The organism is Mycolicibacterium sarraceniae, from assembly GCF_010731875.1.
Taxonomy (GTDB): Bacteria; Actinomycetota; Actinomycetes; order Mycobacteriales; family Mycobacteriaceae; genus Mycobacterium; species Mycobacterium sarraceniae.
Genome location: NZ_AP022595.1, coordinates 3,892,162 through 3,914,003, shown reverse-complemented (window position 1 = coordinate 3,914,003; position 21,842 = coordinate 3,892,162). Strand labels below are relative to the sequence as shown.

Below are 21,842 nucleotides of genomic sequence, written 5' to 3'. Positions count from 1 at the left end.
CGAGCCTACGCAGGAGGGTCTAGGTCACCGGATCGGGAGCAAGCCCGAGGGTCTGCAGCCAGGCGTTGGTGTCCGGCACGTGACCGATCTTGCCGGCCGCGGTGCAGCACCACCAGATGGCGCGGTAGTTACCCTTTTCGAACGGCCGGATGGTTTCGGCGGCCAGTTCGGTGCTGAGCTGGTTGGCGCCGGAGCGGTACCTATTGCGATAGATCAACACGGCCCGTCAGTGCGGCGCCGCGCCGGGCGTCCGGACCACCAGGGGCACAGCGGGGAACGCGGCCGCCATCTCACTGCGCGACCTGCGCAGGGCGCTGGTCCCGTACCCCTTCTTCCGGTGGTCGGGGTGAATCCAGACCCGCACGTTGACCTCGCCGCCGACCAGCTCGCCGAACACCAGGCCCACCTTGTCGTCGCCGTCGACGGCGACGAACCAGGCCGCCTCCTCGGCGCTCAAACGGCTTCGGGCGGAACGAATTTCGTCGTCCAGCGTGCCGGCCGGCGCGCCCGAACCGTCACCGGCGGCACCGATCTCCTGGGTGCGGGTAGCAAAGATATCCCGGTCGTCATCATCGGAGAAAGGGCGAAGCTGCAAACTGTCATCCGAGCTCGCCGGACGCTCGCCGACGAGGAACGACAGCTGGCTGTTGAGATCGTTGATCTCGGCGGCGATACGGTCACGCGATGCCTTGGTCACCTGGTCGAACGACAATCCCAGGACGGCTTCGCTGCCCAGGCGGGACGTGCCGAGCATCGCGCTGATGGCATCTACGGCTGAGGCGCGATCATCGGCGTCGACAATCACGTCGAGTACTTCATGGCGGCGTTCGAGAGCCTTCAGCAGAGCGTAGGCAATCTCGCGGCGGGCGGCTGCGCGGTCGAGGTCGGTCATGGGCCTAAGCCTAGATCGGCGCGCTGAGTTCGGTGGGCTCCACGCGAACTCCGTCGGCGACGTGCATCGATCGTCGTCGACATGCCGTTGGGTGCCGGGTTGCGCACCATGGAGGGGCCCGCCGAATGCGGCGTGTGCACTGCGGCTCTGTCAAGATGAACGCGCGGCAGATGATCGGTTGCGCTGGGATGTCCTGTCGCAGATCTCGACACGAGGAGCTTGGGGACGTTGGCGAAGACCTTCGGGACGATCTTCGTCATCCTGCTCCTGCTGGTGTGTGCAGGTGATCTGCGGGTGCTCAGCGGCCCGCCGCCGCAGCCCGCCCAGGACATCGAGCTGGCCGACGGGTGGCGGCTCTCGTCGGCGCAGGATCTACCCGACGGTGGCGCGGCGATCTCTGCGAACACCTACGACGCCGCTTCCTGGCACCCGGTGCGCCGGATGCCCGCCACCGTTCTGCAGACCCTGCAGGACGACGGTGTCTACCCGAACCTCTATTACGGCAAGAACTTGCTCGAGGACGTGCCTCAGGATCTCTACCAGCAGGACTGGTGGTATCGCACCACGTTCACCGCGCCGGGTGACTATCCCAACTACGTCCTGGACTTCACCGGGATCAACTACCGCGCCGAGGTCTGGCTCAACGGCCGCCGCGTTGCCGACAGCAGGCAGGTCGTCGGCATGTACAACGACCACCAACTCAACGTCACCCGCTGGATCGCACCGGGCAAGCCCAACACCCTAGCCGTCAAGGTCACTCCCGAGCGGGCCATCCAAGACGTCAACGGCGTCGAGCTCGCTGACAGCTGGTACGACTGGATCAACTGGCGCTACCTGGGCTACCAGGGGCCGGACAAGAACCCCGCCAACGGCAATTCCTTCGTGCCCGACCGCAATGCGGGCATCTGGAAACCGGTGTACCTCAAGACGTCCGGGGCGGTAGCGATCGGCGACGCGACGGTCAACACCGTGCTTCCGCTGCCCGACACCGACAGCGCGCGGCTGACGGTCTACGCGCCTGTGCGCAACTACTCCGCCGAGAGGGTGCGCGGCGTACTGCGGGCCACGATCACCCGCGACGGCAAGGCGCCCATCCACGTCGACGAGCCGGTTTCGCTGATGCCCAATGAGGAGCGGGAGGTCACGCTGAGCCCGGAGAAGTTCGCCGCGCTGGTCGTCGACCACCCCGATCTATGGTGGCCCTACACCATGGGCCGGCCCGATCTGTACGACCTCAAGCTGGAGTTCGTCCAGGGCGGAAAGGCAACAGAGGAGTCCAACCTCAAGTTCGGTGTCCGGCAGGTCGCCCAGGGCCGCGACTCCGACGACACCTTCGCCGACCTGGGCACCGGCGGCAACTTCTACCTGCAGGTCAACGGCAAGAACTTCCTGGTCCGCGGTGCCACCTATACCCCCGACCTGCTCTACAAATACGATCCCGACCGCGACGCCGCTATCCTGGGCTACGTCAAGGACCTCGGGCTGAACATGCTGCGGCTGGAGTCGAAGATCTCCTCGCAGCGGTTCGTCCAGATGGCCGACGAGCTCGGCATCCCGCTCATGTACGGCTGGATGTGCTGTAACCAGTGGGAGAAGTGGCAGCAGTGGGACGACGAGGACCGCCGCGTCTCGCAGGAGAGCATGCGAAGCCAGATCGCGATGCTGCGCTCGCACGCTTCGGTGTTCGTGTGGGCCAACGGCAGTGACGGTCGCCCGCCAGCCGAAGTGCTGGGCGAATATCACCAGATCCTGTCGGATCTGCATTGGCAGAACGCCACCGTTGACACGGTGTCCTCGCTGAACCGGGACGCCGACGGCCGGCAGCTGTGGGACGGCATCCAGATGGCCGGCCCCTACAGCTGGCGCCCGCCGTCCTACTGGTTCGCCGGTGAGTACGGGGCGGCCCGCGGCTCGTCGGCCGAACAAGGCGATAACGAGCACATCCCGCCTTATCCAAGCCTGCAGAAATTCATCCCTCCCGACAAACTGTGGCCGATCAACGACACCTGGTTTTTCCACGCCGGATCCGATCCACAGAACTCCCGGCTGGCCAACGTCCAGCGCGTCATCGATCGCCGCTACGGCCCGTCGACCAATGCGCACATGTTCGCCGACAAGGCCCAACTGGCCCATTACGAGGCCACCCGCGCGCAGTTCGAGTCGTTCGCCGCGAACGGCTGGGACGGTCACAAGATGACGATCTACTGGATGCTCAACAGCCACTGGCCGTCGTTCTTCGGCAACATTTTCGACTACTACCTGCGGCCCGGCGGCGCCTATTACGGTGCCAAGAAGGGCCTGCAGCCGTTATCGGTGGTGTTCGACTCGTACGCCGCCGGCAACCATCGTCAGGCGCGCGTGACCGTCGTCAACCAGACTCCGGACTCGCACGAGAACCTGCGGGTGCGGGTGCGCACCTACGACCTGCTGGGCGCGCTGCGCGACGACCGTGCCTCCGACGACATCAGTGTCGATCCGGGCGGAGCGGTCGCGGCGATGACGCTGCCGCCCGGGCCGGCCGACTCGCCCGTGTTCTTCGTCCGCGCCGAGCTGCTCGACCCTGCGGGCAACGTGCTGGCCAACAACGTGTACTGGCAGTCCCAGCAAGCAGATGACGTCGGACCGCCCGCCAACGACGCGGCGTTCAACTCCAATCAGGTCAGCTGGGCCGATATGACCGCGCTGAACTCGATGGCCAAGGTGCCGTTGGACGTCACCGCCACCGCCGATCAGGACGCCGGGCACGACGTCACCATCAGCCTGCACAACCCGACGCGTGGGGTCGCGTTCTTCGAGCGGGCCGAACTGCTGGCCAGTCCACTGGCCGACGAGATCCTGCCGATCGAATACGACGACAACTACGTGACCGTGTTCCCGGGAGAGACCGTCCAGATCACGGGCCGGGTGCCCGACTCTGGGCCAACCCCGAGCTGGGTCAGGGTCAGCGGATACAACACCACCCCGGTGGTCGTACAGGTGCGCTGACATCCGCCGCGGCCCTGTGCCGGTCATCGTTTGCCCGCGTGCCCTACATTCGGTGCTAACGCCCACCGCCCATACATCGGCAACAACACCACCATTCGGAAGGGACGGATCTTGCTGCAACACGCCCTCGTCGTGGCAGCCGCCCTTGCCGCCGCGGTGTTCGCCGCCATCGGAATCGTGGTGCGCCAGCGCGCCACCATGGACGTGCCCCGCGATCAGGGCGTCAGCACCGTCATGTGGTCCACGCTGCTGCGCCGCCGGCTGTGGTGGGCCGGGACCGCCGCCGCGGTCACCGGATACGCCTTCCAGGCGGTCGCGCTGGCTTACGGTTCGCTGCTGCTGGTCGCCCCGCTGATGGTGTCGGCGCTGCTGTTCGCGCTGCCGCTGAGCGCGCGGCTGGCCCACCGGCGGGTCTCCCGCACCGAATGGGTGTGGGCCATGGTCCTAACGATCGCGTTGGCGGTGTTCGTATCACTGGCGCGCACCAAACCCGGCGACTACGAAGGCTCGGAACTGCCCGCGATCATCGTGGCCGGGATCAGCCTGCTGTTCGTGGCGGGCTGTCTGCTGGTATCGCTGCGACTGTCGAACTGGCGGCGCGCGCTTCTGCTGGCGGTCGGCGTCGGCGTCCTCTTCGGCGTGGTGGCCGTACTGACCAAACTGGTCATGCACATCGTGCGCGAAGGCAGCATGATGCGCCTGATGACCACACCGGTGCTCTACGTGGTGATCGCCGTCGGAGTCATCGCGACGCTGCTGCAGCAGTCCGCCTTCCATTCCGGAGCGCTGCGGGCCTCCGTGCCGGCAATGCTTGTTCTCGAACCGGTGGTTGCCGTATTCCTCGGTGAAGTGGTGCTCGGGGAGCACCTGGCGGTCAGCAAGCCGGCCGCGGCGATACTCGCGATCGCCGTCGTCACCATGGCTGCTGCGACGATCGCTCTGGGGCGCGACGAGGGAGCCTGGGAAGAGGAACTGGAGGCCAAAGCCAAGACCCGGGTACCCGGGGGCGATTAGTCTGCCCCATCCTTACCCCGCCCAAGGGCCGACGCCGCCCACCGAGTCGATCCGGATTCGGGTGAGGTGTAGCCCGGTGGTGCGTCATCGGGCGGGAACGGCACACCCTCAGCGGTGATCATCACGTTGGCGAGCTCCCGCAGGAGTTCGGGTGCGCCGTCACCAACTCGTCGCCATCCTCACCGGACTGCTTCATGTGCCGCTCGACGCGGAGCAATCCCGGATGATCTGACTTGTTCGGGGTCACGGTGCGTTGCCGAGGGACAGCGTCACCGTTCCACCCTGCGGATCGACGCCGTCGAGGATGCTCGATGGCACCCGGAAGACCCGCCCCGGCGACGCCGGCCAGGGCAAGGTCTTCCTTCCGAAGGTCTTACCATCTTGGCGCGCAACGACTTTGGGCGTGCGAACCAATCTGTCGGTCCACAACAGCAGCCGATGCCGGGCGGGCGCGGGATCGCCTGGTCGCAGGATGTTCGGCGCGACCCAGCGCAGCGGGTCCGCCGCTTCGATGCGCACACCCGATGGGGCCGGGCGGCTGCCGTTGAGGTGGGCGTGAACGTGCGTGGCCACGTGGCGGCCGTCGAGGGCGGCGATATCGGCGGTGTCCACCGGATGTAGAAGGTTGCCCACCGCGAAGACGCCGAGCCTGCTGGTACGCAGGGCGGTATCGACGGCCGGACCCAATGTGCCGGGATCGATGTCCAATCCGGCGGCCCTGGCGATCTCGTGGTCGGGAATCCAGTCGCCGGTGAACACCACCGTGTCGCACGGGACGACGCGCCGTTCGCCGGTATCGAGATTTTGGATCTCGACTCCGCTGACGACGGGCTGTCCGATGATGCGGGTGACTCGGGTCCGGCGGGCGATCGTCACGTCCATCAGCGGCGTCTTACCGGCAAGATTGAACAGTCCGTAAGACTCGGGCGACGGATACTCGGTTGTCATGAGTTCGGTCCTGCAGCCCGCGCGCTTGAGCGTGAGAACCGCCGAATAGCTGACCAATTCGGCACCCACCACCACGGCTCGCTGCCCGACGGCACGGTGTTTGAGGTGAACCAGATTCTGCAACTGTCCTGTGGTGTAGACGCCCGCAGCGCGGTCGCCGGGGATCAATCGGGCCGGCCTGGCTCGCTCCCGTGCGCCGGTGGCCAAGACGATGGCCCGAGCTTCGAGGTGTATGCGCCCCTTCGGTGAGGTGGTATCCAGCGTCATCTCGCCGGTCCAGCCGGTGACCATCGTGTCGGTCTGGATCGTGACGCCCGCCGCGAGGGCACGGTCGGTGAGCCGCCGGGCGTAGGCGGGTCCGCTGATGAACGTCTTCATGTCGCGGATACCGTAGCCCGGGTGCTCGCTGTGTCGCGGGATGCCGCCGGGTTCGGATTCTCGTTCGGCGACAATGACTTTGAGGCCCTCGCCGGCAAGAATCGCGGCGGCGGTGAGGCCGGCGGGGCCGGCCCCCACAATGGCGACGTCTGCGGTGTCGATGGCGGTCATCGCTGGCTTTCTGAGCAGGTGTCGAAAAGGTCTTGCACGTCTGCCCCACAGTAGAACGCTTGGCAGCGGCCGTTCATCGCCCGCGTGCGCCGCCGCAGTCCGTCCAGTCCAGCCGGCGGAATCACCGACTGACATGCGTCGCGAATCTCGCCGTGGGTGACCCGTTCGCAGAAGCACACGATGCGGCCGTATGCAGCATCGGCGGCGATGGTGTCGGCCTGCTGGTATGGGCGTGGAAACGCCTCGCCGAGGTTGGGCATCCGGGGTGGATCCGGGAGTGTGCGGCGTGGAATGAGAGTCAGTCCCGCCGTGCCGAGTTGGCCGCGGACGTACTCGGCGACGGCCATCCCCGCGGAGAGACCGGTGGAGCGGATGCCGCCCACCAGCAGATAGCGCTGCGCAGGGTCGGCCTCGATGAGGTAGTCGCCGCGATCGATTGCCGCGCGTAGGCCGGCGTAGGTGGCGGTGACCTCTTCGTCGAGCAGCTTCGGCATGAGCTGACGGCCCTTGCCGAGCAGGAACGCCAAACCGGCTTCGGAGGTGCCGGTAGCAGCGCGGTCCTGCAGATCCTCGGAGGTGGGGCCCAACATGACGTTGCCGTAGATGGTGGGGCTGATGAGGACGCCTTTGCCGCGGGCGGTCGGAACCGGGAGCACGATCTTGTCGACCAGAGGACGGGCGAGTTTGTCATAGACGATGAGCTCGCCGCGGCGGGGGGTCACCGTGAACCTGCGATACCCGAACAGGCCGTCGAGGTGGTCGGCACCAAGGCCTGCGGCGTTGATGATCCATTGGGCCGTGACGGTTCCCTGATTGGTGTGAACCGATGTGGTGGCCGAGGTGACGTCGATGCCGACGACGCGGTGGTTCGTCAGCAGTGTCACGCCGCGGTTCACGGCGTCAGTGGCTAAGGCGAGATTGACCGTCCAGGTGCAGATGATCGATTCGTCGGGCACGGTCAGGCCGCCGAAGGCGCCGGTGCCGAGGTGCGGTAATTCGGCGTATACGGCTGGTGCGCTGATGATTTCGCATCGCTGGTAGCCGTTGGCTTGGGCTTTCTCCAATAGACCGGGTAGCGCGTCGAGCTGCTCCTGGTCCCAGGCGACCAGGATCGCGCCGGTGTGTTCGATCGGAATGCCTGTACATCCCGCATAGTCGGACAACAGGCGGTAGCCGCGGCTGACCAACGTCGATTCCAGGGTGCCGGGCTTGGTGTCGTACCCGGTGTGCAGGATCGCGGTGTTGGCCTTGCTGGTGCCGTCGCCGACGTCGTCGCGCGCTTCGATCAGCGCGACCGACAGCTCGTAGCCTGCCAACTCACGGGCGATGGCAGACCCGACGATGCCGCCACCGATCACCGCCACGTCGTAGCCGACGGTCATTTCAGGCCCTCCTGGGAGTAGGTGGTGTCGGCCAATTGCCGCCAGCGGTCGGCGAATTCGGCCGCTCGGGTCGGTGTCCAGCTCGGCTCGTACGTGGCCGATGGTTGCCAGTGAGCGACGACCTCGCGCACCGATTGCTGCGGTTGAAGACTGAGCCGGGCCAGCGCCGCGGCGCCGAGTGCTGTGGCGTGCGCTGATGGATAGATTTCGACGGGCAACTGGACAATGTCAGCGCAAGCCTGCATGAGCACCTTCGACTGCGTCAATCCACCGTCAGCGCGCAGCGTCGTCAATGCGCTGGTGGTATCGGCGTTGATGGCACTGACCAGCTCGGCGATTTGTCCGGCAATGCCCTGCAGGACCGCCAACACGATGTGCCCGCGGCCGGTGGACAGCGTCATACCCGAAATCGATGCAGTGGCACTCGCTTTCCACCGCGGTGCGGCCAACCCGGCGAAGGCGGGGACGCACATGACCCCACCGTTGTCGGGGGCGGCCAGGCCGTCCATTTCCTCGGCACCGGTGATGACGCCGAGCGAGGAAAGCCACCGGATCGCCGATGCCGCGGTGTAGACCTGACCGTCGACGCAGAAGGTGTCGTTGCCGGCTATCCGCCATGCCAGGGACGAGGTGAGGCCGCTGGCTGAACGAACTGCAGTCTCTCCGGTGTTCGCCAACAGAAAGGCACCGGTGCCGAACGTGCATTTCGCCATCCCCTGGTCGAAGCACCCTTCGGCCAGAAGTGCCGCCTGCTGGTCCACGACTACGCCGCCGACGGGTATCTCGGCGCCGAATTCAGCAGTGGTACCGATGATTTCGTCGTTGGACACGATCGTTGGCAGCTGCTCGTCCTCGAGCCCGAACAGCGCCAGCAACTCCGGGCTCCAATCCTGCCCGCCGAGCTCGACGGCCAGGGACCGGCTGGCCGTCGTGGCGTCGGTGACGAACGCGCCGGTCAGCCGGTACAACAACCAGCTGTCCGATGTCGTGATCACCCCACCGGTCTCCCGGTTGCGGCGCAACCAGGCCATTTTCGGTGCCGAGAAATAGGGGTCGAGCACCAGTCCGGTGCGCTCAGCCAGCTGTTCGGCGTGCGCGCTGAGTCCGTCGCACACCTCGCCGGCCCGCCGGTCCTGCCAAACGATCGCCTGCGTCAACGGGCGACCGGTCTGGCGGTCCCAGGCCAGCACCGTTTCGCCCTGATTGGCCAGCGAGACAGCGTGAATGGGGCGACCAGCCTGAGCGACTGCGGCGCGGCCAGCACCAAGAACAGACTCAAGCAGTTCGTCGGGATCGTGCTCGACGCCGCCGCCGTTGAGATACCGCGGGCGCACGGCGACCTCGGCCAGGCCCACGATCCCGTCTGCGGGGTCGACCACAATCGCCTTTGTACCCGAGGTGCCCTGGTCGATCGCCAGCACCGTCACTGAGTCACCGCCCTCGTAGCGTCCTGCCAGCAGCAATCTGGTCGAGTTCGACGTCGATCGACCGCAATTCGGGCATCTTGAGCTCTTTTACTCCGAGCAGCAAGCCCGCATGGATACCCGACGGTGCGGAAGAGTCTGTCATGGGATCGGACTTTCGGGAAAGCGGTTCGGTCCCGCGGGAACCACACCTGCGGGCTCTTGGAAGGCGGCCGCAATCGCTGTCGGGGTGTTCCGGTCGGTGATCAGGCCGTCGACCTCCCCGAGTCCGCAGACCCGATAGGGCGCGACCTGACCGAGTTTCGCGGAATCGGCCAGAATGTAGCTACGGGCGGCATAGATGTCGGCGAAGAAGGCTTTGGTGTGGGCGTTCGAGCAGGCGAGGTCGCCCGGCCGGACGCGGCCACCGGCCAGCAGAATCTCGATGCCGGGGCGATCGGCCAGTTCTACCGCGACTGGCACCGACGGCGTGATGACGGTTCCGGTGAAGCTTCGAGGGATCGCGCGAGCCACCGCGACCGCCGTGGGAGCCGGCGCACCAATTCGTCGGTTCTGACGACCTGACCGGCGCTGACTGCCTCGACGATCGCCTCGTGCCGTTCGACCGGGAGCATGTCAGATGACCAGAATGGTGGGTTTCTGACTGCACATGACGGCAAGTGTGGAGTGGTGTGGGAATCACGTCAACCCAGCCGACGCGGGAGTGGGCTATCGCTCCGTCGGCGACGTGGCCCGCGCGCGGTCGGCATGATGGTGTGGTGACCCTGTCATCGGATCCGCTCGCGCAGATCGCCGGTAGCCCGCCAGGCGCGGCGGTTGGAGCGTTCTTCGACCTGGACGGCACGCTGGTGGCCGGCTTCACTGCGACCGCGCACGCCAGTGACCGGGTCCGTCGGGGACAGGCCAGGATCGGCGAGATTATGGGCGTGATCGAGGCCTCGCTGCGGTACAAGCTGGGCCGCATGCAATTCGAGCGGCTGCTGAACCGGGCCGCGGGCTACCTGCGTGGTGAGTCATTGATCGAGCTCGACGAGATCGGCGAGCGACTCTACGTCGAGCAGGTGTCCGCACGGGTGTACCCACTGATGCGCGAGATCGTGTCCGCCCACCTGGCTCGTGGGCATACCGTTGTGCTCAGCTCCTCGGCGCTGACCATCCACGCCGAACCGGTAGCCCGTGCGCTCGGTATCGAGCATGTGGTGTGCAACACCTTCGAACTCGACGCCGACGGCCGGCTCACCGGCTTGATCACCAGACCGATCGTCTGGGGGCGGAATAAAGCCGCTGCGGTGCAACGGTTTTGCGCGGCCAACGAGATCGACCTGAGGACCAGCTATTTCTATGCCGACGGTGACGAGGACGGCGCGCTGATGGCGCTGGTCGGCCATCCGCGACCGGTCAACCCGCGCCCTGGCATGGCGGCGAAAGCAGCCGCCAACGACTGGCCGGTGCTGCGGCTGAGCATTCCCGGACGGCGAAGCATCGCGGCGAATGCGATCGGCCACTTCCCCGCTGTGGGCCGGGCCGTCCTCGGCTCGGCATTCGCGTCCCTGGCGCTCCGCACGCGCCGACTACCCAAGGACTGACTAGGGCATCTTGCGGTGCGGAACGTCCGTAATCAGGCCGCCGTCGACCACATACTCCGAACCGGTGGAGAACGACGACTCGTCGCTGGCTAGGAACACGATAAAGGTGGCCACTTCCTCCGGCTTGCCGGGGCGGCCCAGCGGGGCGCTGACCATGTCCTCGGGTAGGTGCTTGGTCATCGGGGTGCGGATGAAGCCCGGGTGCACCGAGTTGACCCGGATATTGTCCGGCGCCAGCTCGAGGGCGGCGGATTTCGTCAGCCCGCGCAGGCCCCACTTGGAAGCGACATAGCTGTGCACCCAGGAGGCACCGCGCATGCCCTCGATCGACGACACGTTGATGATCGAACCGCCGCCGGACTCCTTCATCGACGGCAGCACCGCTTGGATACCAAGCAGCGCGCCGGTCAGGTTCACGTCGAGAACCCTCTTCCAGCGCTCCACGTCCAGCGATTTCAGCGGTGCCACCTGGACGATGCCGGCGTTGTTCACCAGCACGTTGACCTTGCCGAATTCGGAGATCGCGGTGTCGACGGCGGCTGCCCACTGATCGGCTTCGGTCACGTCGAGGTGCACGTAGCGCGCGGCGTCGCCCAGCTCGTCGGCCAGCTCTTTGCCCTTGTCGTCGAGGATGTCCCCGATCACAACCTTGGCACCCTCGGCGACAAGCATCCGCGCGTCAGCGGCTCCCATCCCCTGTGCGCCGCCGGTGATGATGGCCACTTTGTCGTCTACGCGTCCCATGGGGCGTCAGGCTACCGATAATGCCGTCCCAGAGGTAGAACCTGTTCCAGGTTCGCGCCTCAATGCGCATACTGATGCCACCGACCCCCCGAGCGTCAGGAGAACTCATGGCCATCCGCGTCGCCCACATCGGCACCGGAAACGTTGGCCGGATAGCCCTATGCGAGCTGATCGAGAACCCGGCGTTTGAGCTCACCGCGTTGTGCGTATCCGCTGACGAGAAGGTGGGCAAGGACGCGGGCGAGCTGGCCGGCCTGGACGTCACGACCGGGATTCTCGCTACCAAGGACCTAGACGCCGTGCTGGCGACCGAACCCGAATGCGCGGTCTACTGCGCGATGGGCGATACCCGGATGCCCGAGGCTATGGAAGACGTCCGCAAGATCCTGGCCGCCGGCATCAACGTCGTCGGCTCGGCTCCGGTGGTGTTGCAGTTCCCGTGGGGATCGATGCCCGACAAGTACATCGAGCCGCTGGAAGAGGCTGGGCGCCTTGGCAATTCCAGCATCTACATCAACGGGGTCGACCCGGGCTTCGTGACGGATCTGATTCCGCTGGCCGTCGCCAGCACCTGCCAGAACATCCAGCAGGTGCGTTGTACGGAGATCGCCGACTACGCCACCTATGACGGAGCCACCGTGATGTTCGACGTCATGGGCTTCGGCGACTCGCTCGACGACGTGCCGATGCTGTTCCTGCCCGGCGTGCTCGGCATCGCCTGGGGCTGCGGCATCCGCCAGCTGGCCGCCGGACTGAACATCGAACTGGACTCGATCGCCGAGAGCTACGAACGTGAGCCGGCCCCAGAAGCTTTCGACGTCGCCGCCGGCCACATTCCCAAGGGTGGCGTGGCCGCGGTGCGCTTCGAGATCAAGGGCATGGTCGGTGACCACGCCGCGATCGTCGTCGAGCACGTCACCCGGCTGCGCGAGGATCTGCGCCCCGACTGGGCGCAACCGGCCCAGCCCGGCGGCTCCTACCGGGTGGAGATCACCGGTGAGCCGTCCTACGTCGTCGATATCTGCCCGACGAGCAAGAAGGGTGACCACAACTACGCCGCGATCGCGGCCGGGGCCGGTCGCATCGTCAACGCCATCCCCGCCGTGATCGCCGCTCCCCCGGGAATCCGGACCACGCTGAACCTGCCGCTGGTGTCCGAGGTGGAGTTGTTCACCAAGCCCTAGCTGAGCACGTTTGGAGACCTACGGGCGATAACCCGGGACGATCAGAGTGCCCGGGTAATTCACGTAGTACGACAGGCAGATCGGGTTGTGCCGGCACGCGATGAGTGCCCCGGCTATCGGTGGACACCCAACGCTACTCCGCGCTGCACCGATCAAGAGCAGACTGGGCGGATAGCCATTCATCCGCTCGCTGATGGTGGACACCCGCAAATCACTCAGCAACGGCGTACTAAACTAGAACACGTTCTAGTCTGCTTACGCCCCCCGCTTGAAGGAGCCGGTCCATGCACACTGCCCTCTGCGATGAGCTGGGTATCGAATTCCCCATCTTCGCGTTCACCCACTGTCGTGATGTCGTCGTTGCCGTCAGCAAGGCCGGCGGCTTCGGTGTCCTCGGTGCGGTCGGCTTCTCACCCGAACAGCTCGAGATCGAGCTGAAGTGGATCGACGAGAACATCGGCGACCACACCTACGGCGTCGACATCGTCATCCCCAACAAGTACGAGGGGATGGACGCCACGGACCTGTCCCCCGAAGTGCTGAAGAAGACGCTCAACGACCTGGTGCCCCAGGAGCACATCGATTTCGCCAAGAAAGTCCTCGCTGACCACGGTGTGCCCGTCGAGCATAGCGACGACGACGCGATGGGGCTGCTGGGCTGGACCGAGGCGACCGCGACCCCGCAGGTCGAGGTGGCGCTCCAGCACCCGAAGTGCACGCTGATCGCCAACGCCCTCGGCACGCCGCCAGCGGAGATGATCAAGCACATCCACGCCGAGGGCCGTAAGGTCGCCGCGCTGTGCGGCTCGCCGTCGCAGGCCAAGAAGCACGCCGAAGCCGGCGTCGACATCATCATCGCCCAGGGTGGCGAGGCCGGTGGCCACTGCGGTGAGATCGGCTCGATCGTGCTGTGGCCGCAGGTCGTCAAAGCGGTGGCGCCGATACCGGTGCTGGCCGCCGGCGGTATCGGAAGTGGTCAGCAGATTGCCGCTGCGCTCGCGCTGGGCGCGCAGGGAGCGTGGACCGGTTCGCAGTGGGTGATGGTCGAGGAGTCTGAGCACTCCGAGGTGCAGCACGCCGCGTACGTGAAGGCCGAAAGCCGCGATACCGTGCGCAGCCGTTCGTTCACCGGGAAGCCCGCGCGCATGCTGCGCAACGAGTGGACCGAGGCATGGGAGAAAGAGGGCAACCCCAAGCCGCTCGGAATGCCGTTGCAGTACATGGTTTCTGGCATGGCTGTCGCGGCCACGCGCAAATACCCGAACGAGAGCGTCGACGTCGCGTTCAACCCGATCGGTCAGGTTGTCGGCCAGTTCACCAAGGTCGAGAAGACGTCCACCGTGATCGAGCGCTGGGTGCAGGAGTACCTCGAGGCCACTGGCCGGCTCGAGGAGCTCAACGCGTCCGTCTAGTCCGTATATGACTGTGCCGCGGGGGTTCTCGCCCTGGCGGCACAGTCATTTTTCTCGCCTGTTCTAGCTGGCCGGGTAGAAGTCGTTTCCGTTGCCCCAGTCGCCAGAATGCATGGATCCCGGCTGCCAACCCTGCGCACCGAGGCACAGCATCGGCAGCCCGTCAGGCGACTGCGCGGCGGCTTGCGAGCCGGGACACGGCGAGCCGACGGCTTGCACGCCATAGATCTTGGGTGAGAGGACCCAGAAGCCCACGCCCTCCGGTGGCCGGTCCATACCGATCGACGACTGCCCCGGAATCCAGTGGCACGCCAGCGGCTCGCCACCGGGGCCGCGGCCGAACACGAAGCGGTCCCAGCGATAGCAAGGTGCGTTCAGGTAGGCCTCGTAGCTCATTCCCGGCGGGTCTCCCGGGAACGGGCCGTGGGGTTCGTCGGCTGCGGCAGCCGGCACCACTGCCAGCGCCGTGGCTGCGACGGCTGCTGCGATGACGAATTCGCGGAGCATGTATCCACCCTCTGGTTCTCTGCCGCCGGGCCTGTGCCCCTGCCGGCCTGCGCTGAGCCTAACGGGCCGTACGGGTGTGGCGGGTGCGCTTCGGGTTAAACCGCAAAGCTGCGGCGATTGCGCCATCGGGGGTGAAGAGGACGACCGGAGGCGTTCCGTGGCAACGGCATGTGCTGCCGACATGGTGAGCACGGCCGCGGTAGGTGCGGTCTTCGCCCTGGCCGCCACCACCGAGCTCACGATGATCGTCGCTGAAGAGGGGCCGATCAGAACGCTGCTGGCCATCTCGGGCCTGCGGGTTGGCGATCACCATGCACGACCGGCGCCTCGATGAGGGCGAGCTGACGCTACCGGCCGCTCGCGGCCATGACGATTACTCCGGAGAAACGCCGCCGCGCCAGCGCGGTAATCGCCGCCTGAGATGGTTCGCTTAGGCTATGTCCGCTCAGAATCTGCTCTCGTCGTCGAAATTGTTGCCGTGGCTGGGGATCGGCGGGGTTTTCGCGGCGGTCGGGTTGGTGGTCGGAGTGACCGTGGCCACCGGGGCCTCAGATGCGCTGCCGGTCGCCCGGGCCGCGCCCACCACGTTGACGACATCGCCGTCGGCCTCGGAGACCGCGACATCGTCTGCGGCCGCCTCTGCTACCACCGCCACCACGTCGACGACGAGTTCGGGTGCGCCGCAGTCCTACCGGGCCGACTCGCGCGGCTATGTGGATACCGGTGCGCGCTGCGACGAGAACCAGACACTGATGGCGTACGGCCGCACCTCCAAGTCGCTGGTGGTGATCTGCGTGAACCGTGACGGCGGACTGGAGTACCGCGGCGTACGGCTGTCCGATAACGCTCCCCTGCACCTACCCATCACCCGAAGCTCGGACGGGACGCTGGTGGCCTCCAATGACGGTGTCACCTATGCGGTTTCACCCACCCAGATCCTGGTGTCCTCGGGCAACGACGTGATCTACAAGGATTCGTGGATCGAGTTCAAGGAAGCCAGCTTCTCGCAGTCGGGTACCTCGTCGAGCGCGACCACCACCGGGAGCCCGACGACGACGGTGAGCACCACGACCGTGACGGTCACGTCCTCGGTGACCCCGACGACAACGAAGCCGGCGGGCTGAGGCTTACGTGTTGCGGCCGCCGTTGACGCCGAGGATCTGGCCGGTGATGTAGCCGGCTTCTTCGGAGATAAAGAACGCGCAGGCGGCCGCGATGTCCTCGGGCTGGCCCATTCTTCGCACCGGGGTGGCGTCGATGGTGGCCTGAACATCGCCCATGTTTCCGCGAGCTTCGGCCTTGCGCAGCATCGGGGTGTCGATGAATCCGGGCGGGACGGCGTTGACGGTGATACCGGCCGGTCCGTACTCCAGGGCAAGGCTTTTGGTCAGGCCGTTGACGCCGGACTTGGCTGCGACGTAGGCCGACATGTAGGGCACACCGGAGTGGGTGCTCGAGGATGAGATGTTGACGATGCGGCCCCAGCCGGCCTCGATCATGTCGGGCAGTACGGCCTGGATGGTGTGGAAGACCCCGTGCAGGTTGATGTCGATGGTCTGCTGCCACTCGTCGAAACTGAGATCGAGGAACCGGCGAAAGCTGTCCTTGCCTGCGGCGTTGACCAGGATGGTGACCGGCCCCAGGGCGGCGTGGACCTCGGCCAACACGGCATCGATCTGCGCGCGGTCGGTCACGTCAGCGACATAGGAATGGTCGCCCTCCGCCGGATTCAGGTCGAGGATGACCACCGTGTAGCCGTCCGAGCGCAGCCGGGCAGCGATGGCCGCACCGATCCCGGAACCGCCACCGGTCACCAATGCCGTCTTCGTCGTGGACACAAGCTCCCCTTTCCGGCGGCAAGCGCCGCCTGGTGAATGCAAAACTGTTGTGGTTCTAGGACGTTCACTGTGGGGACGTTCGTCTCGGCGTACGCAGGCCCAGCGCCTTCCGGCCGGCGTCGAGTAGTTGGGCGTGTAGCCACTCGTCGTCGGCCGCGCGTTTGGGATCGGCCGAGCCGGCGATCCCGGCGAACACGAACTGCGCGCGGATGAAGCCTTCCGGGCCGGGATGGACGTCGGCCAGCAAGACCATCTGTCGCGAGATGATGTGCGTCCACTCGCGGTTGGCCTTCAACACGGTGTGCACGCTCGGATCGGCCGCCAGCACGGACACCAGCATGGGACTCTCGACGGCCAGCCGCGCGTAGCCGTTGATCATGCGTTCGGCACGGGCGTGCACGCCACGCTGCTGCTCGGCGTCCTCGACCACCGCGGCGACCCGGTTGATGATGGGTTCCAGGATTGCCGTCAAGAGCTGTTCGCGGGTTCGAAAGTGGTGGTAGATAGCGGCTTTGGTGAAGCCGAGCTCATCGGCGATCATCTGCAGCGAGGTGCCGGCGAAGCTGTGCCGGATGAACAGTGCAATCGCTGCGTCGATGAGCCGTTGCCGGGTATCGGCGGGCGAACCGGTGCTGGCAACAGCGACTGCGCTCATCATCAGCTCCCTTCGCTAACTTTACGATCGGCTAGCAATCTACCATACGATCGACTAGCATCGCCCTTGCCGATCGTATGGCAGCTTCCTTGCCTGAAGGGACCCCTCAGTGACCGATGTCGACAGCGTGAACTTCTTCATGGATCGCGATGTGGTCGCCGATCCATACCCGTATCTGGAGGCGCTGCAGTCCCGTTGCCCGGTGTCGCGCGAGCCGCATAAGGGCGTATGGATGGTCACCGGCTGGGAAGAAGCCACCGAGGTCGCCGGTGACGCCGACCGCTTCTCGTCCTGCATCGCGGTGACCGGACCGTTCCCCGGGTTCCCCGTGCCCGTCGAAGGTCGTGATGACGTCGCCGAACTCATTGCCGCGCACCGCGATGAGCTGCCCTTCAACGATCAGCTGCCCGCGCTGGATCCCCCGGTACACACCGACCACCGCGCACTGCTGATGCGGCTGATCACGCCCAAGCGCCTCAAGGAGAACGAGGACGGGATGTGGACGATGGTCGACCGCGTCCTCGACGATTACCTGGTTGGCGGTAAGGGCGAGCTGATTTCGGGCTTCGCCCAACCGTTTACGCTGGTGATCATCGCCGACCTGCTGGGCGTGCCTGACGCCGACCGCGACGAGTTCCTCGCCGAGATGCAGCGCGGCGCGCACCACGGCGGGGGCGTCGGCAGCGTCAAGGGCGAGGCCCTGTCCAAGTCCCCGCTGGAATACCTCTACGACAAGTTCAGCGCCTACATCGAGGACCGCCGTGCCAACCCGCGCGGTGACGTGCTGTCGGAGATGGCCGCGGCGACCTTCCCCGACGGTTCGGTGCCTGATCCCGGCGATGTGGCCCGCGTTGCAGCGAACCTGTATTCGGCCGGCCAGGAGACCACCGTGCGGCTGCTCAGCGCCGCCCTGCAAATCCTCGGTGATCGCCCTGACATCCAGGCGCTGTTGCGCGCGGATCGCTCCAAGGTCGCCAACTTCATCGAGGAGACGCTGCGCTTCGAGAGCCCAGTCAAGGGGGACTTCCGGCTGTCCAAGGAGCCGGTCACCCTCGGCGGCGTCGATGTGCCATCCGGATCAACCCTGATGGTCGTCCAGGCCGCTGCCAACCGCGACCCGCGCCGATTCACCGATCCCAACACCTTCGACCCGGCACGGTCGAATGCGCGGCAGCACATCGCCTTTGGTCGTGGCATCCACACCTGCCCGGGCGCGCCGCTGGCCCGTGCCGAGGCGCGCGTCGCGCTCGAACGGCTGCTTGATCGCACCACGGATATCCGGATCAGCGAGGAACATCACGGCCCCGCCGATGCGCGCCGATACCACTATGTGCCCACCTACATCCTGCGTGGGCTCACCGAACTGCACCTGGAGTTCGATCTCGCATGAAAGCCACCATTGACGACGGCCGTTGCCGCGGACACGGCGTGTGCACCACCATCTGTCCGGAAGTCTTCGCCATGACCGACGACGGCTACGCCGAAGCAATCGTTGATGAGGTGCCCGACGAGCTCGTGGACAGTGCCCGCGAGGCGGCGGAGGCCTGCCCCGAGAATGCCGTCGTCCTCGACTAATCGCTAGTAGTTGACGATGGAGCGCCAGTAGTCCTCGGGGATTTCGGTATTCGCGCGCATGACCATGGCCAGCCCGGCGGCTATCGCAACCCCGAACAGGCCCAGCCACAGCCCGGCCAGCTGATGACGCCACGGCCGAGGTGCTGCGCCCGTCGTGAACAATGAACATAGAACACGTTTCAGTTACGAGTTTCCGTCAAGCCGGCCCGAGGCTTCCGCGCGTGGTGTAAGCATGGATCACCGGGCGCTGGATCACGTCCTATGGAGGTGCGCTTTACTATGCCGAGTCCGAACCTTTCCCCTGGTTTCGACTTCACTGATCCTGATCTGAACAACGAACGGCTGCCGGTCGAGGAACTCGCCGAGCTGCGCCGGGTCGCCCCGATCTGGTGGAACGAGCAACCGCGCAATGTCGGCGGGTTCGATGACGAGGGCTACTGGGTCGTCAGCAAGCACAAAGACGTCAAGGAGGTCTCCCGGCGCAGCGACGTGTTCTCCAGCCTGGAGAACACCGCGCTGCCGCGCTACCCCGATAATGCGGCTGTGTCGCACAAGGACACCGGTCAGTTCATCCTGCTGAACATGGATGCGCCGCGGCACACCCATCTACGCCAGATCGTCTCGCGGGCGTTCACGCCGCGGGCCGTCGAAACGCTGCGTGAGAATCTGCGGGAGCGTGCCCAGGCGATCGCCAAGGCCGCAGCGGCAGAAGGCTCCGGCGACTTCGTCGAACAGGTCTCCTGCGAGCTGCCCCTGCAGGCTATCGCCGACCTCATGGGTGTGCCCCAGGACGAGCGCAAGAAACTGTTCGACTGGTCCAATCAGATGGTCGGCGAAGCCGACCCCGAGTTCGCCCGCAACGATCCGCAGGGCGCGGCCGGCGAGCTGATCATGTACGGCATGGCCATGGCCGCCGACAGGACCGCCAATCCCGGCGACGACTTGGTGACCAAGCTGGTACAGGCCGACGTCGACGGGCACAAACTCTCCGATGACGAGTTCGGCTTCTTCGTCATTCTGTTGGCGGTGGCCGGCAACGAGACCACCCGTAACTCGATCACGCATGGCATGACGGCGTTCGCGGACTTCCCCGACCAGTGGGAGCTGTACAAAGCGCAGCGCCCGATAACCGCGGTCGACGAGATCGTGCGGTGGGCCACCCCGGTGACGTCATTCCAGCGGACGGCCCTGGAAGACGTCGAGCTCTCGGGTGTCCCGATCAAGAAGGGGCAGCGAGTGGTGATGTCCTACCGCTCGGCCAACTTCGACGACGAGGTCTTCGAGGATCCGTTCAGCTTCAACATCCTCCGCAACCCGAACCCCCATGTGGGCTTTGGTGGCACCGGCGCGCACTACTGTCTCGGCGCCAACCTGGCCAGGATGACGATCGATCTGATGTTCAACGCGATCGCCGACCACATGCCGGATCTCGCCCCGCTGGCGAAACCGGAGCGGCTGCGGTCGGGTTGGCTCAACGGCATCAAGCACTGGCAGGTCGACTACACCGGAGCCGGCAAGTAAGAGCAGTCGATACAGTCGAGGCGTGACGGACACAGCCTGGACATTGACCGCCGCCGAAGGCGAACTGCAGATCCTCACCGCGGTGGCCGGTCCGGCCGCCAAGATGGGTCACCGGCTGACCATCGCGATGGCGTCGTGGCGTGCCGACGTCCAGTGGCGTGGCAAGCAGCCGGTGACTGTCGCGCTGCTGGTGGACGTCGATTCGCTGCAGGTGATCAAGGGTGAGGGCGGTATCACGCCGCTGACCGGGCCGGAGAAGGGTGTGGTGCGCTCCAATGCGTTGAAAGCGTTGGACGCCAGGAAGTTTCCGCAGATTACGTTCACTGCCGAGGACATCGCCAAGACCGCGGGCGGCTATCGGCTGGGCGGCGACGTCGAGATCCATGGCACGTCGCGGCCGCAGACGGTGGACCTGACCGTCGAGGAAGTGGGTGGCGTGTGGGAGATGACCGCATCCGTGCCCGTGCTTCAGACGCAGTTCGGGGTCAAGCCGTATTCGTTGTTCGTCGGGTCGTTGAAAGTGGCCGACGAGGTGACCATCCGGTTCACGGCGCGTCATCCCACGTAACGCGATGCGCTCACTGGTCTGACCACTTGGCCTCTGTCGGCTCGGTGGGCATGCCGGCGCTGGGAGTGGACGATTCACGTCTTCGTCCTGCATTGGCGGCCACGCTGCCTACCGGGTGATCTGGCGCGATCACCGGCTTCATCATTTCACGAACGAACACTACTGGTTCGGCGTCACCACACCGGGTACCGCTAGGCGTTGATGACCACCGGGTCGCCGATGTGCACCTGGTTGAAGTACCACGAGGCGTTGTCGGGGCTCAGGTTGATGCAGCCGTGGCTGACGTTGGCGTAGCCCTGTGAGCCCACCGACCACGGTGCGGAGTGCACGTACACCCCACCCCAGGTGACTCGGACGGCGTCGTTGACCGTGAGCTTGTAGCCCTCCGGATCGTTGAGCGGGATACCGATGGTGCGAGAGTCCATGACCACCGTGGACTGCTTTTCCAGGACGTCGAAGTTGCCCACCGGGGTCGGGTGCTTGGGTTTGCCCATGGATGCCGGCATCTGACGCGCCACCTGGCCGTCGATGCTAACGGTGAACGTGTGCGCGGAGATATCGGCGACGCCCAACACAATGGAGCCGGTGCCGAAGGTCCGCGGGATGCCGCCGGCCATCATGGTGATCTCCGAATGCGCTGGCCAGTACTGGATCGGCACGAACTGCACGGTCTGATCGTCGAGCCAGTCGTAGCGCCCCACGACATCGGCCGGTGCCATGACGCGGATCGATTGCTGAGCACCCCACCGGTCGATGACCGGCTTGGTGAACGTCACGGTGATCGGCATGGCGACGCCCACGACCTGGCCGTTGGTGGGCTGGACGGACGCGATGGACGTCCCGTCGATCGCCGGGGCGACCGCGGCCATGCTGGTCTGCATCGAAGTCGCCATTGCCACCATCACAATCCCTGCGGCGGCACATGCTCGTCGAACTGCTCTGGCCATGGATCCCCTCCTCGCGTGGGCGATCAGCAAAGACCCACTCTAAGCGGTCGGCGCGATCGCGCCCGCCAGATGTCCGGGGACATGCCGCAACTGCGTCCGGGTAGCGCCCCG

General features: G+C 65.9%; 24 protein-coding genes and 1 pseudogene. 11 read left to right on the top strand and 14 right to left on the bottom strand.

Annotated elements, in window-relative coordinates; translation table 11 throughout:
* Nucleotides 1-19: 19 nt before the first annotated feature.
* Both G6N13_RS19590 and G6N13_RS19585 read right to left on the bottom strand, forming a co-directional pair.
* Nucleotides 20-220 (bottom strand): hypothetical protein, encoded by a 201-nt coding sequence (locus tag G6N13_RS19590; RefSeq protein WP_179965025.1) that lies wholly within the window; start codon nucleotides 218-220, stop codon nucleotides 20-22.
* A gap of 6 nt (nucleotides 221-226) precedes the next feature.
* A complete protein-coding gene (locus tag G6N13_RS19585) occupies nucleotides 227-892 on the bottom strand; it encodes a GNAT family N-acetyltransferase (protein ID WP_163699641.1) in 666 nt (221 codons plus the stop codon).
* A 228-nt stretch (nucleotides 893-1,120) separates the two neighbouring features.
* On the opposite strand from G6N13_RS19585, the gene G6N13_RS19580 reads away from it, so the two are divergent.
* Nucleotides 1,121-3,877, top strand: coding sequence for a glycoside hydrolase family 2 protein (locus tag G6N13_RS19580; protein ID WP_179965024.1), 2,757 nt, complete (start codon nucleotides 1,121-1,123; stop codon nucleotides 3,875-3,877).
* 111 nt (nucleotides 3,878-3,988) lie between these two features.
* A complete protein-coding gene (locus G6N13_RS19575) occupies nucleotides 3,989-4,891 on the top strand; it encodes a DMT family transporter (protein WP_163699639.1) in 903 nt (300 codons plus the stop codon).
* 12 nt (nucleotides 4,892-4,903) lie between these two features.
* Here the strand turns inward: G6N13_RS19575 and G6N13_RS25410 are convergent.
* The 6 genes and pseudogenes from G6N13_RS25410 to G6N13_RS19545 all read right to left on the bottom strand — a co-directional run.
* A pseudogene (locus G6N13_RS25410) lies at nucleotides 4,904-5,064 on the bottom strand (PPOX class F420-dependent enzyme); the annotation flags it as partial.
* A gap of 70 nt (nucleotides 5,065-5,134) precedes the next feature.
* Complete coding sequence (locus G6N13_RS19565; protein WP_179965023.1) at nucleotides 5,135-6,388, bottom strand: NAD(P)/FAD-dependent oxidoreductase; 1,254 nt, start codon at nucleotides 6,386-6,388, stop codon at nucleotides 5,135-5,137.
* Nucleotides 6,385-7,770, bottom strand: a complete 1,386-nt coding sequence (locus tag G6N13_RS19560) for an NAD(P)/FAD-dependent oxidoreductase (protein ID WP_163699637.1) — start codon at nucleotides 7,768-7,770, stop codon at nucleotides 6,385-6,387. Before G6N13_RS19560 ends, G6N13_RS19565 begins: the two co-directional genes overlap by 4 nt.
* Nucleotides 7,767-9,197: an FGGY family carbohydrate kinase gene (locus G6N13_RS19555; RefSeq protein ID WP_163699635.1), complete on the bottom strand. Its 1,431-nt coding sequence runs from the start codon at nucleotides 9,195-9,197 to the stop codon at nucleotides 7,767-7,769. The genes G6N13_RS19560 and G6N13_RS19555 overlap by 4 nt, the downstream gene beginning before the upstream one ends.
* A 4-nt stretch (nucleotides 9,198-9,201) precedes the next feature.
* Complete coding sequence (locus G6N13_RS19550) at nucleotides 9,202-9,339, bottom strand: hypothetical protein (protein WP_163699632.1); 138 nt, start codon at nucleotides 9,337-9,339, stop codon at nucleotides 9,202-9,204.
* A complete protein-coding gene (locus G6N13_RS19545) occupies nucleotides 9,336-9,707 on the bottom strand; it encodes a DeoR/GlpR family DNA-binding transcription regulator (RefSeq protein ID WP_235677825.1) in 372 nt (123 codons plus the stop codon). The genes G6N13_RS19550 and G6N13_RS19545 overlap by 4 nt, the downstream gene beginning before the upstream one ends.
* A 242-nt stretch (nucleotides 9,708-9,949) precedes the next feature.
* Between G6N13_RS19545 and G6N13_RS19540 the strand changes: the two genes are divergently transcribed.
* Nucleotides 9,950-10,780, top strand: a complete 831-nt coding sequence (locus G6N13_RS19540; protein WP_163702328.1) for an HAD family hydrolase — start codon at nucleotides 9,950-9,952, stop codon at nucleotides 10,778-10,780.
* Here G6N13_RS19540 and G6N13_RS19535 read toward each other — a convergent pair whose 3' ends face one another.
* Nucleotides 10,781-11,524: a glucose 1-dehydrogenase gene (locus G6N13_RS19535; RefSeq protein ID WP_163699630.1), complete on the bottom strand. Its 744-nt coding sequence runs from the start codon at nucleotides 11,522-11,524 to the stop codon at nucleotides 10,781-10,783. It lies immediately after the preceding gene.
* Between the two features lie 107 nt (nucleotides 11,525-11,631).
* Between G6N13_RS19535 and G6N13_RS19530 the strand changes: the two genes are divergently transcribed.
* Both G6N13_RS19530 and G6N13_RS19525 read left to right on the top strand, forming a co-directional pair.
* Nucleotides 11,632-12,708, top strand: a complete 1,077-nt coding sequence (locus G6N13_RS19530) for an NAD(P)H-dependent amine dehydrogenase family protein (RefSeq protein WP_163699628.1) — start codon at nucleotides 11,632-11,634, stop codon at nucleotides 12,706-12,708.
* Between the two features lie 284 nt (nucleotides 12,709-12,992).
* A complete protein-coding gene (locus G6N13_RS19525; RefSeq protein ID WP_163699626.1) occupies nucleotides 12,993-14,120 on the top strand; it encodes a nitronate monooxygenase in 1,128 nt (375 codons plus the stop codon).
* A 63-nt stretch (nucleotides 14,121-14,183) separates the two neighbouring features.
* On the opposite strand, the gene G6N13_RS19520 is transcribed toward G6N13_RS19525, so the two are convergent.
* Nucleotides 14,184-14,627, bottom strand: a complete 444-nt coding sequence (locus tag G6N13_RS19520; RefSeq protein ID WP_163699624.1) for a hypothetical protein — start codon at nucleotides 14,625-14,627, stop codon at nucleotides 14,184-14,186.
* Between the two features lie 181 nt (nucleotides 14,628-14,808).
* On the opposite strand from G6N13_RS19520, the gene G6N13_RS19515 reads away from it, so the two are divergent.
* Together G6N13_RS19515 and G6N13_RS19510 are read left to right on the top strand one after the other, a co-directional pair.
* Nucleotides 14,809-14,961 carry a hypothetical protein gene (locus tag G6N13_RS19515; protein WP_163694296.1) on the top strand — a complete coding sequence of 51 codons (153 nt, stop codon included), beginning with the start codon at nucleotides 14,809-14,811 and terminating at the stop codon, nucleotides 14,959-14,961.
* Nucleotides 14,962-15,064: 103 nt separating this feature from the next.
* Nucleotides 15,065-15,751 (top strand): hypothetical protein, encoded by a 687-nt coding sequence (locus G6N13_RS19510; RefSeq protein WP_163699622.1) that lies wholly within the window; start codon nucleotides 15,065-15,067, stop codon nucleotides 15,749-15,751.
* 3 nt (nucleotides 15,752-15,754) lie between these two features.
* On the opposite strand, the gene G6N13_RS19505 is transcribed toward G6N13_RS19510, so the two are convergent.
* Nucleotides 15,755-16,465: an SDR family NAD(P)-dependent oxidoreductase gene (locus tag G6N13_RS19505; RefSeq protein ID WP_163699620.1), complete on the bottom strand. Its 711-nt coding sequence runs from the start codon at nucleotides 16,463-16,465 to the stop codon at nucleotides 15,755-15,757.
* 64 nt (nucleotides 16,466-16,529) lie between these two features.
* Nucleotides 16,530-17,120, bottom strand: a complete 591-nt coding sequence (locus G6N13_RS19500) for a TetR/AcrR family transcriptional regulator (RefSeq protein WP_163699618.1) — start codon at nucleotides 17,118-17,120, stop codon at nucleotides 16,530-16,532.
* A 139-nt stretch (nucleotides 17,121-17,259) separates the two neighbouring features.
* Between G6N13_RS19500 and G6N13_RS19495 the strand changes: the two genes are divergently transcribed.
* Both G6N13_RS19495 and G6N13_RS19490 read left to right on the top strand, forming a co-directional pair.
* Entirely contained in the window at nucleotides 17,260-18,510 is a 1,251-nt protein-coding gene (locus tag G6N13_RS19495; protein WP_163702326.1) for a cytochrome P450, read from the top strand.
* Nucleotides 18,507-18,695, top strand: a complete 189-nt coding sequence (locus G6N13_RS19490) for a ferredoxin (protein ID WP_163699616.1) — start codon at nucleotides 18,507-18,509, stop codon at nucleotides 18,693-18,695. Before G6N13_RS19495 ends, G6N13_RS19490 begins: the two co-directional genes overlap by 4 nt.
* A gap of 3 nt (nucleotides 18,696-18,698) precedes the next feature.
* Here G6N13_RS19490 and G6N13_RS19485 read toward each other — a convergent pair whose 3' ends face one another.
* On the bottom strand, nucleotides 18,699-18,857 hold the full coding sequence (locus G6N13_RS19485; RefSeq protein WP_163694295.1) for a hypothetical protein: 159 nt from the start codon (nucleotides 18,855-18,857) through the stop codon (nucleotides 18,699-18,701).
* A 117-nt stretch (nucleotides 18,858-18,974) separates the two neighbouring features.
* Here G6N13_RS19485 and G6N13_RS19480 point away from each other — a divergent pair, with 117 nt between their 5' ends.
* Together G6N13_RS19480 and G6N13_RS19475 are read left to right on the top strand one after the other, a co-directional pair.
* Nucleotides 18,975-20,216, top strand: a complete 1,242-nt coding sequence (locus G6N13_RS19480; RefSeq protein ID WP_163699614.1) for a cytochrome P450 — start codon at nucleotides 18,975-18,977, stop codon at nucleotides 20,214-20,216.
* Between the two features lie 22 nt (nucleotides 20,217-20,238).
* Nucleotides 20,239-20,784 (top strand): YceI family protein, encoded by a 546-nt coding sequence (locus G6N13_RS19475; RefSeq protein ID WP_163699613.1) that lies wholly within the window; start codon nucleotides 20,239-20,241, stop codon nucleotides 20,782-20,784.
* Nucleotides 20,785-20,975: 191 nt separating this feature from the next.
* Here G6N13_RS19475 and G6N13_RS19470 read toward each other — a convergent pair whose 3' ends face one another.
* The gene (locus tag G6N13_RS19470; RefSeq protein WP_163699611.1) at nucleotides 20,976-21,731 is read right to left on the bottom strand and encodes a L,D-transpeptidase; all 756 of its coding nucleotides are present in this window, start codon (nucleotides 21,729-21,731) and stop codon (nucleotides 20,976-20,978) included.
* Nucleotides 21,732-21,842 lie beyond the last annotated feature (111 nt).

Bases quoted from the DNA above. Each gene is read 5' to 3' on its own strand.
- G6N13_RS19515 (WP_163694296.1), top strand. From the start codon at position 14,809: ATGGTGAGCACGGCCGCGGTAGGTGCGGTCTTCGCCCTGGCCGCCACC.
- G6N13_RS19495 (WP_163702326.1), top strand. From the start codon at position 17,260: ATGGATCGCGATGTGGTCGCCGATCCATACCCGTATCTGGAGGCGCTG.
- G6N13_RS19520 (WP_163699624.1), bottom strand. From the start codon at position 14,627: ATGCTCCGCGAATTCGTCATCGCAGCAGCCGTCGCAGCCACGGCGCTG.
- G6N13_RS19490 (WP_163699616.1), top strand. From the start codon at position 18,507: ATGAAAGCCACCATTGACGACGGCCGTTGCCGCGGACACGGCGTGTGC.
- G6N13_RS19480 (WP_163699614.1), top strand. From the start codon at position 18,975: ATGCCGAGTCCGAACCTTTCCCCTGGTTTCGACTTCACTGATCCTGAT.
- G6N13_RS19530 (WP_163699628.1), top strand. From the start codon at position 11,632: ATGGCCATCCGCGTCGCCCACATCGGCACCGGAAACGTTGGCCGGATA.
- G6N13_RS19535 (WP_163699630.1), bottom strand. From the start codon at position 11,524: ATGGGACGCGTAGACGACAAAGTGGCCATCATCACCGGCGGCGCACAG.
- G6N13_RS19565 (WP_179965023.1), bottom strand. From the start codon at position 6,388: ATGACCGCCATCGACACCGCAGACGTCGCCATTGTGGGGGCCGGCCCC.
- G6N13_RS19560 (WP_163699637.1), bottom strand. From the start codon at position 7,770: ATGACCGTCGGCTACGACGTGGCGGTGATCGGTGGCGGCATCGTCGGG.
- G6N13_RS19470 (WP_163699611.1), bottom strand. From the start codon at position 21,731: ATGGCCAGAGCAGTTCGACGAGCATGTGCCGCCGCAGGGATTGTGATG.
- G6N13_RS19500 (WP_163699618.1), bottom strand. From the start codon at position 17,120: ATGAGCGCAGTCGCTGTTGCCAGCACCGGTTCGCCCGCCGATACCCGG.
- G6N13_RS19550 (WP_163699632.1), bottom strand. From the start codon at position 9,339: ATGACAGACTCTTCCGCACCGTCGGGTATCCATGCGGGCTTGCTGCTC.
- G6N13_RS19510 (WP_163699622.1), top strand. From the start codon at position 15,065: ATGTCCGCTCAGAATCTGCTCTCGTCGTCGAAATTGTTGCCGTGGCTG.
- G6N13_RS19585 (WP_163699641.1), bottom strand. From the start codon at position 892: ATGACCGACCTCGACCGCGCAGCCGCCCGCCGCGAGATTGCCTACGCT.
- G6N13_RS19525 (WP_163699626.1), top strand. From the start codon at position 12,993: ATGCACACTGCCCTCTGCGATGAGCTGGGTATCGAATTCCCCATCTTC.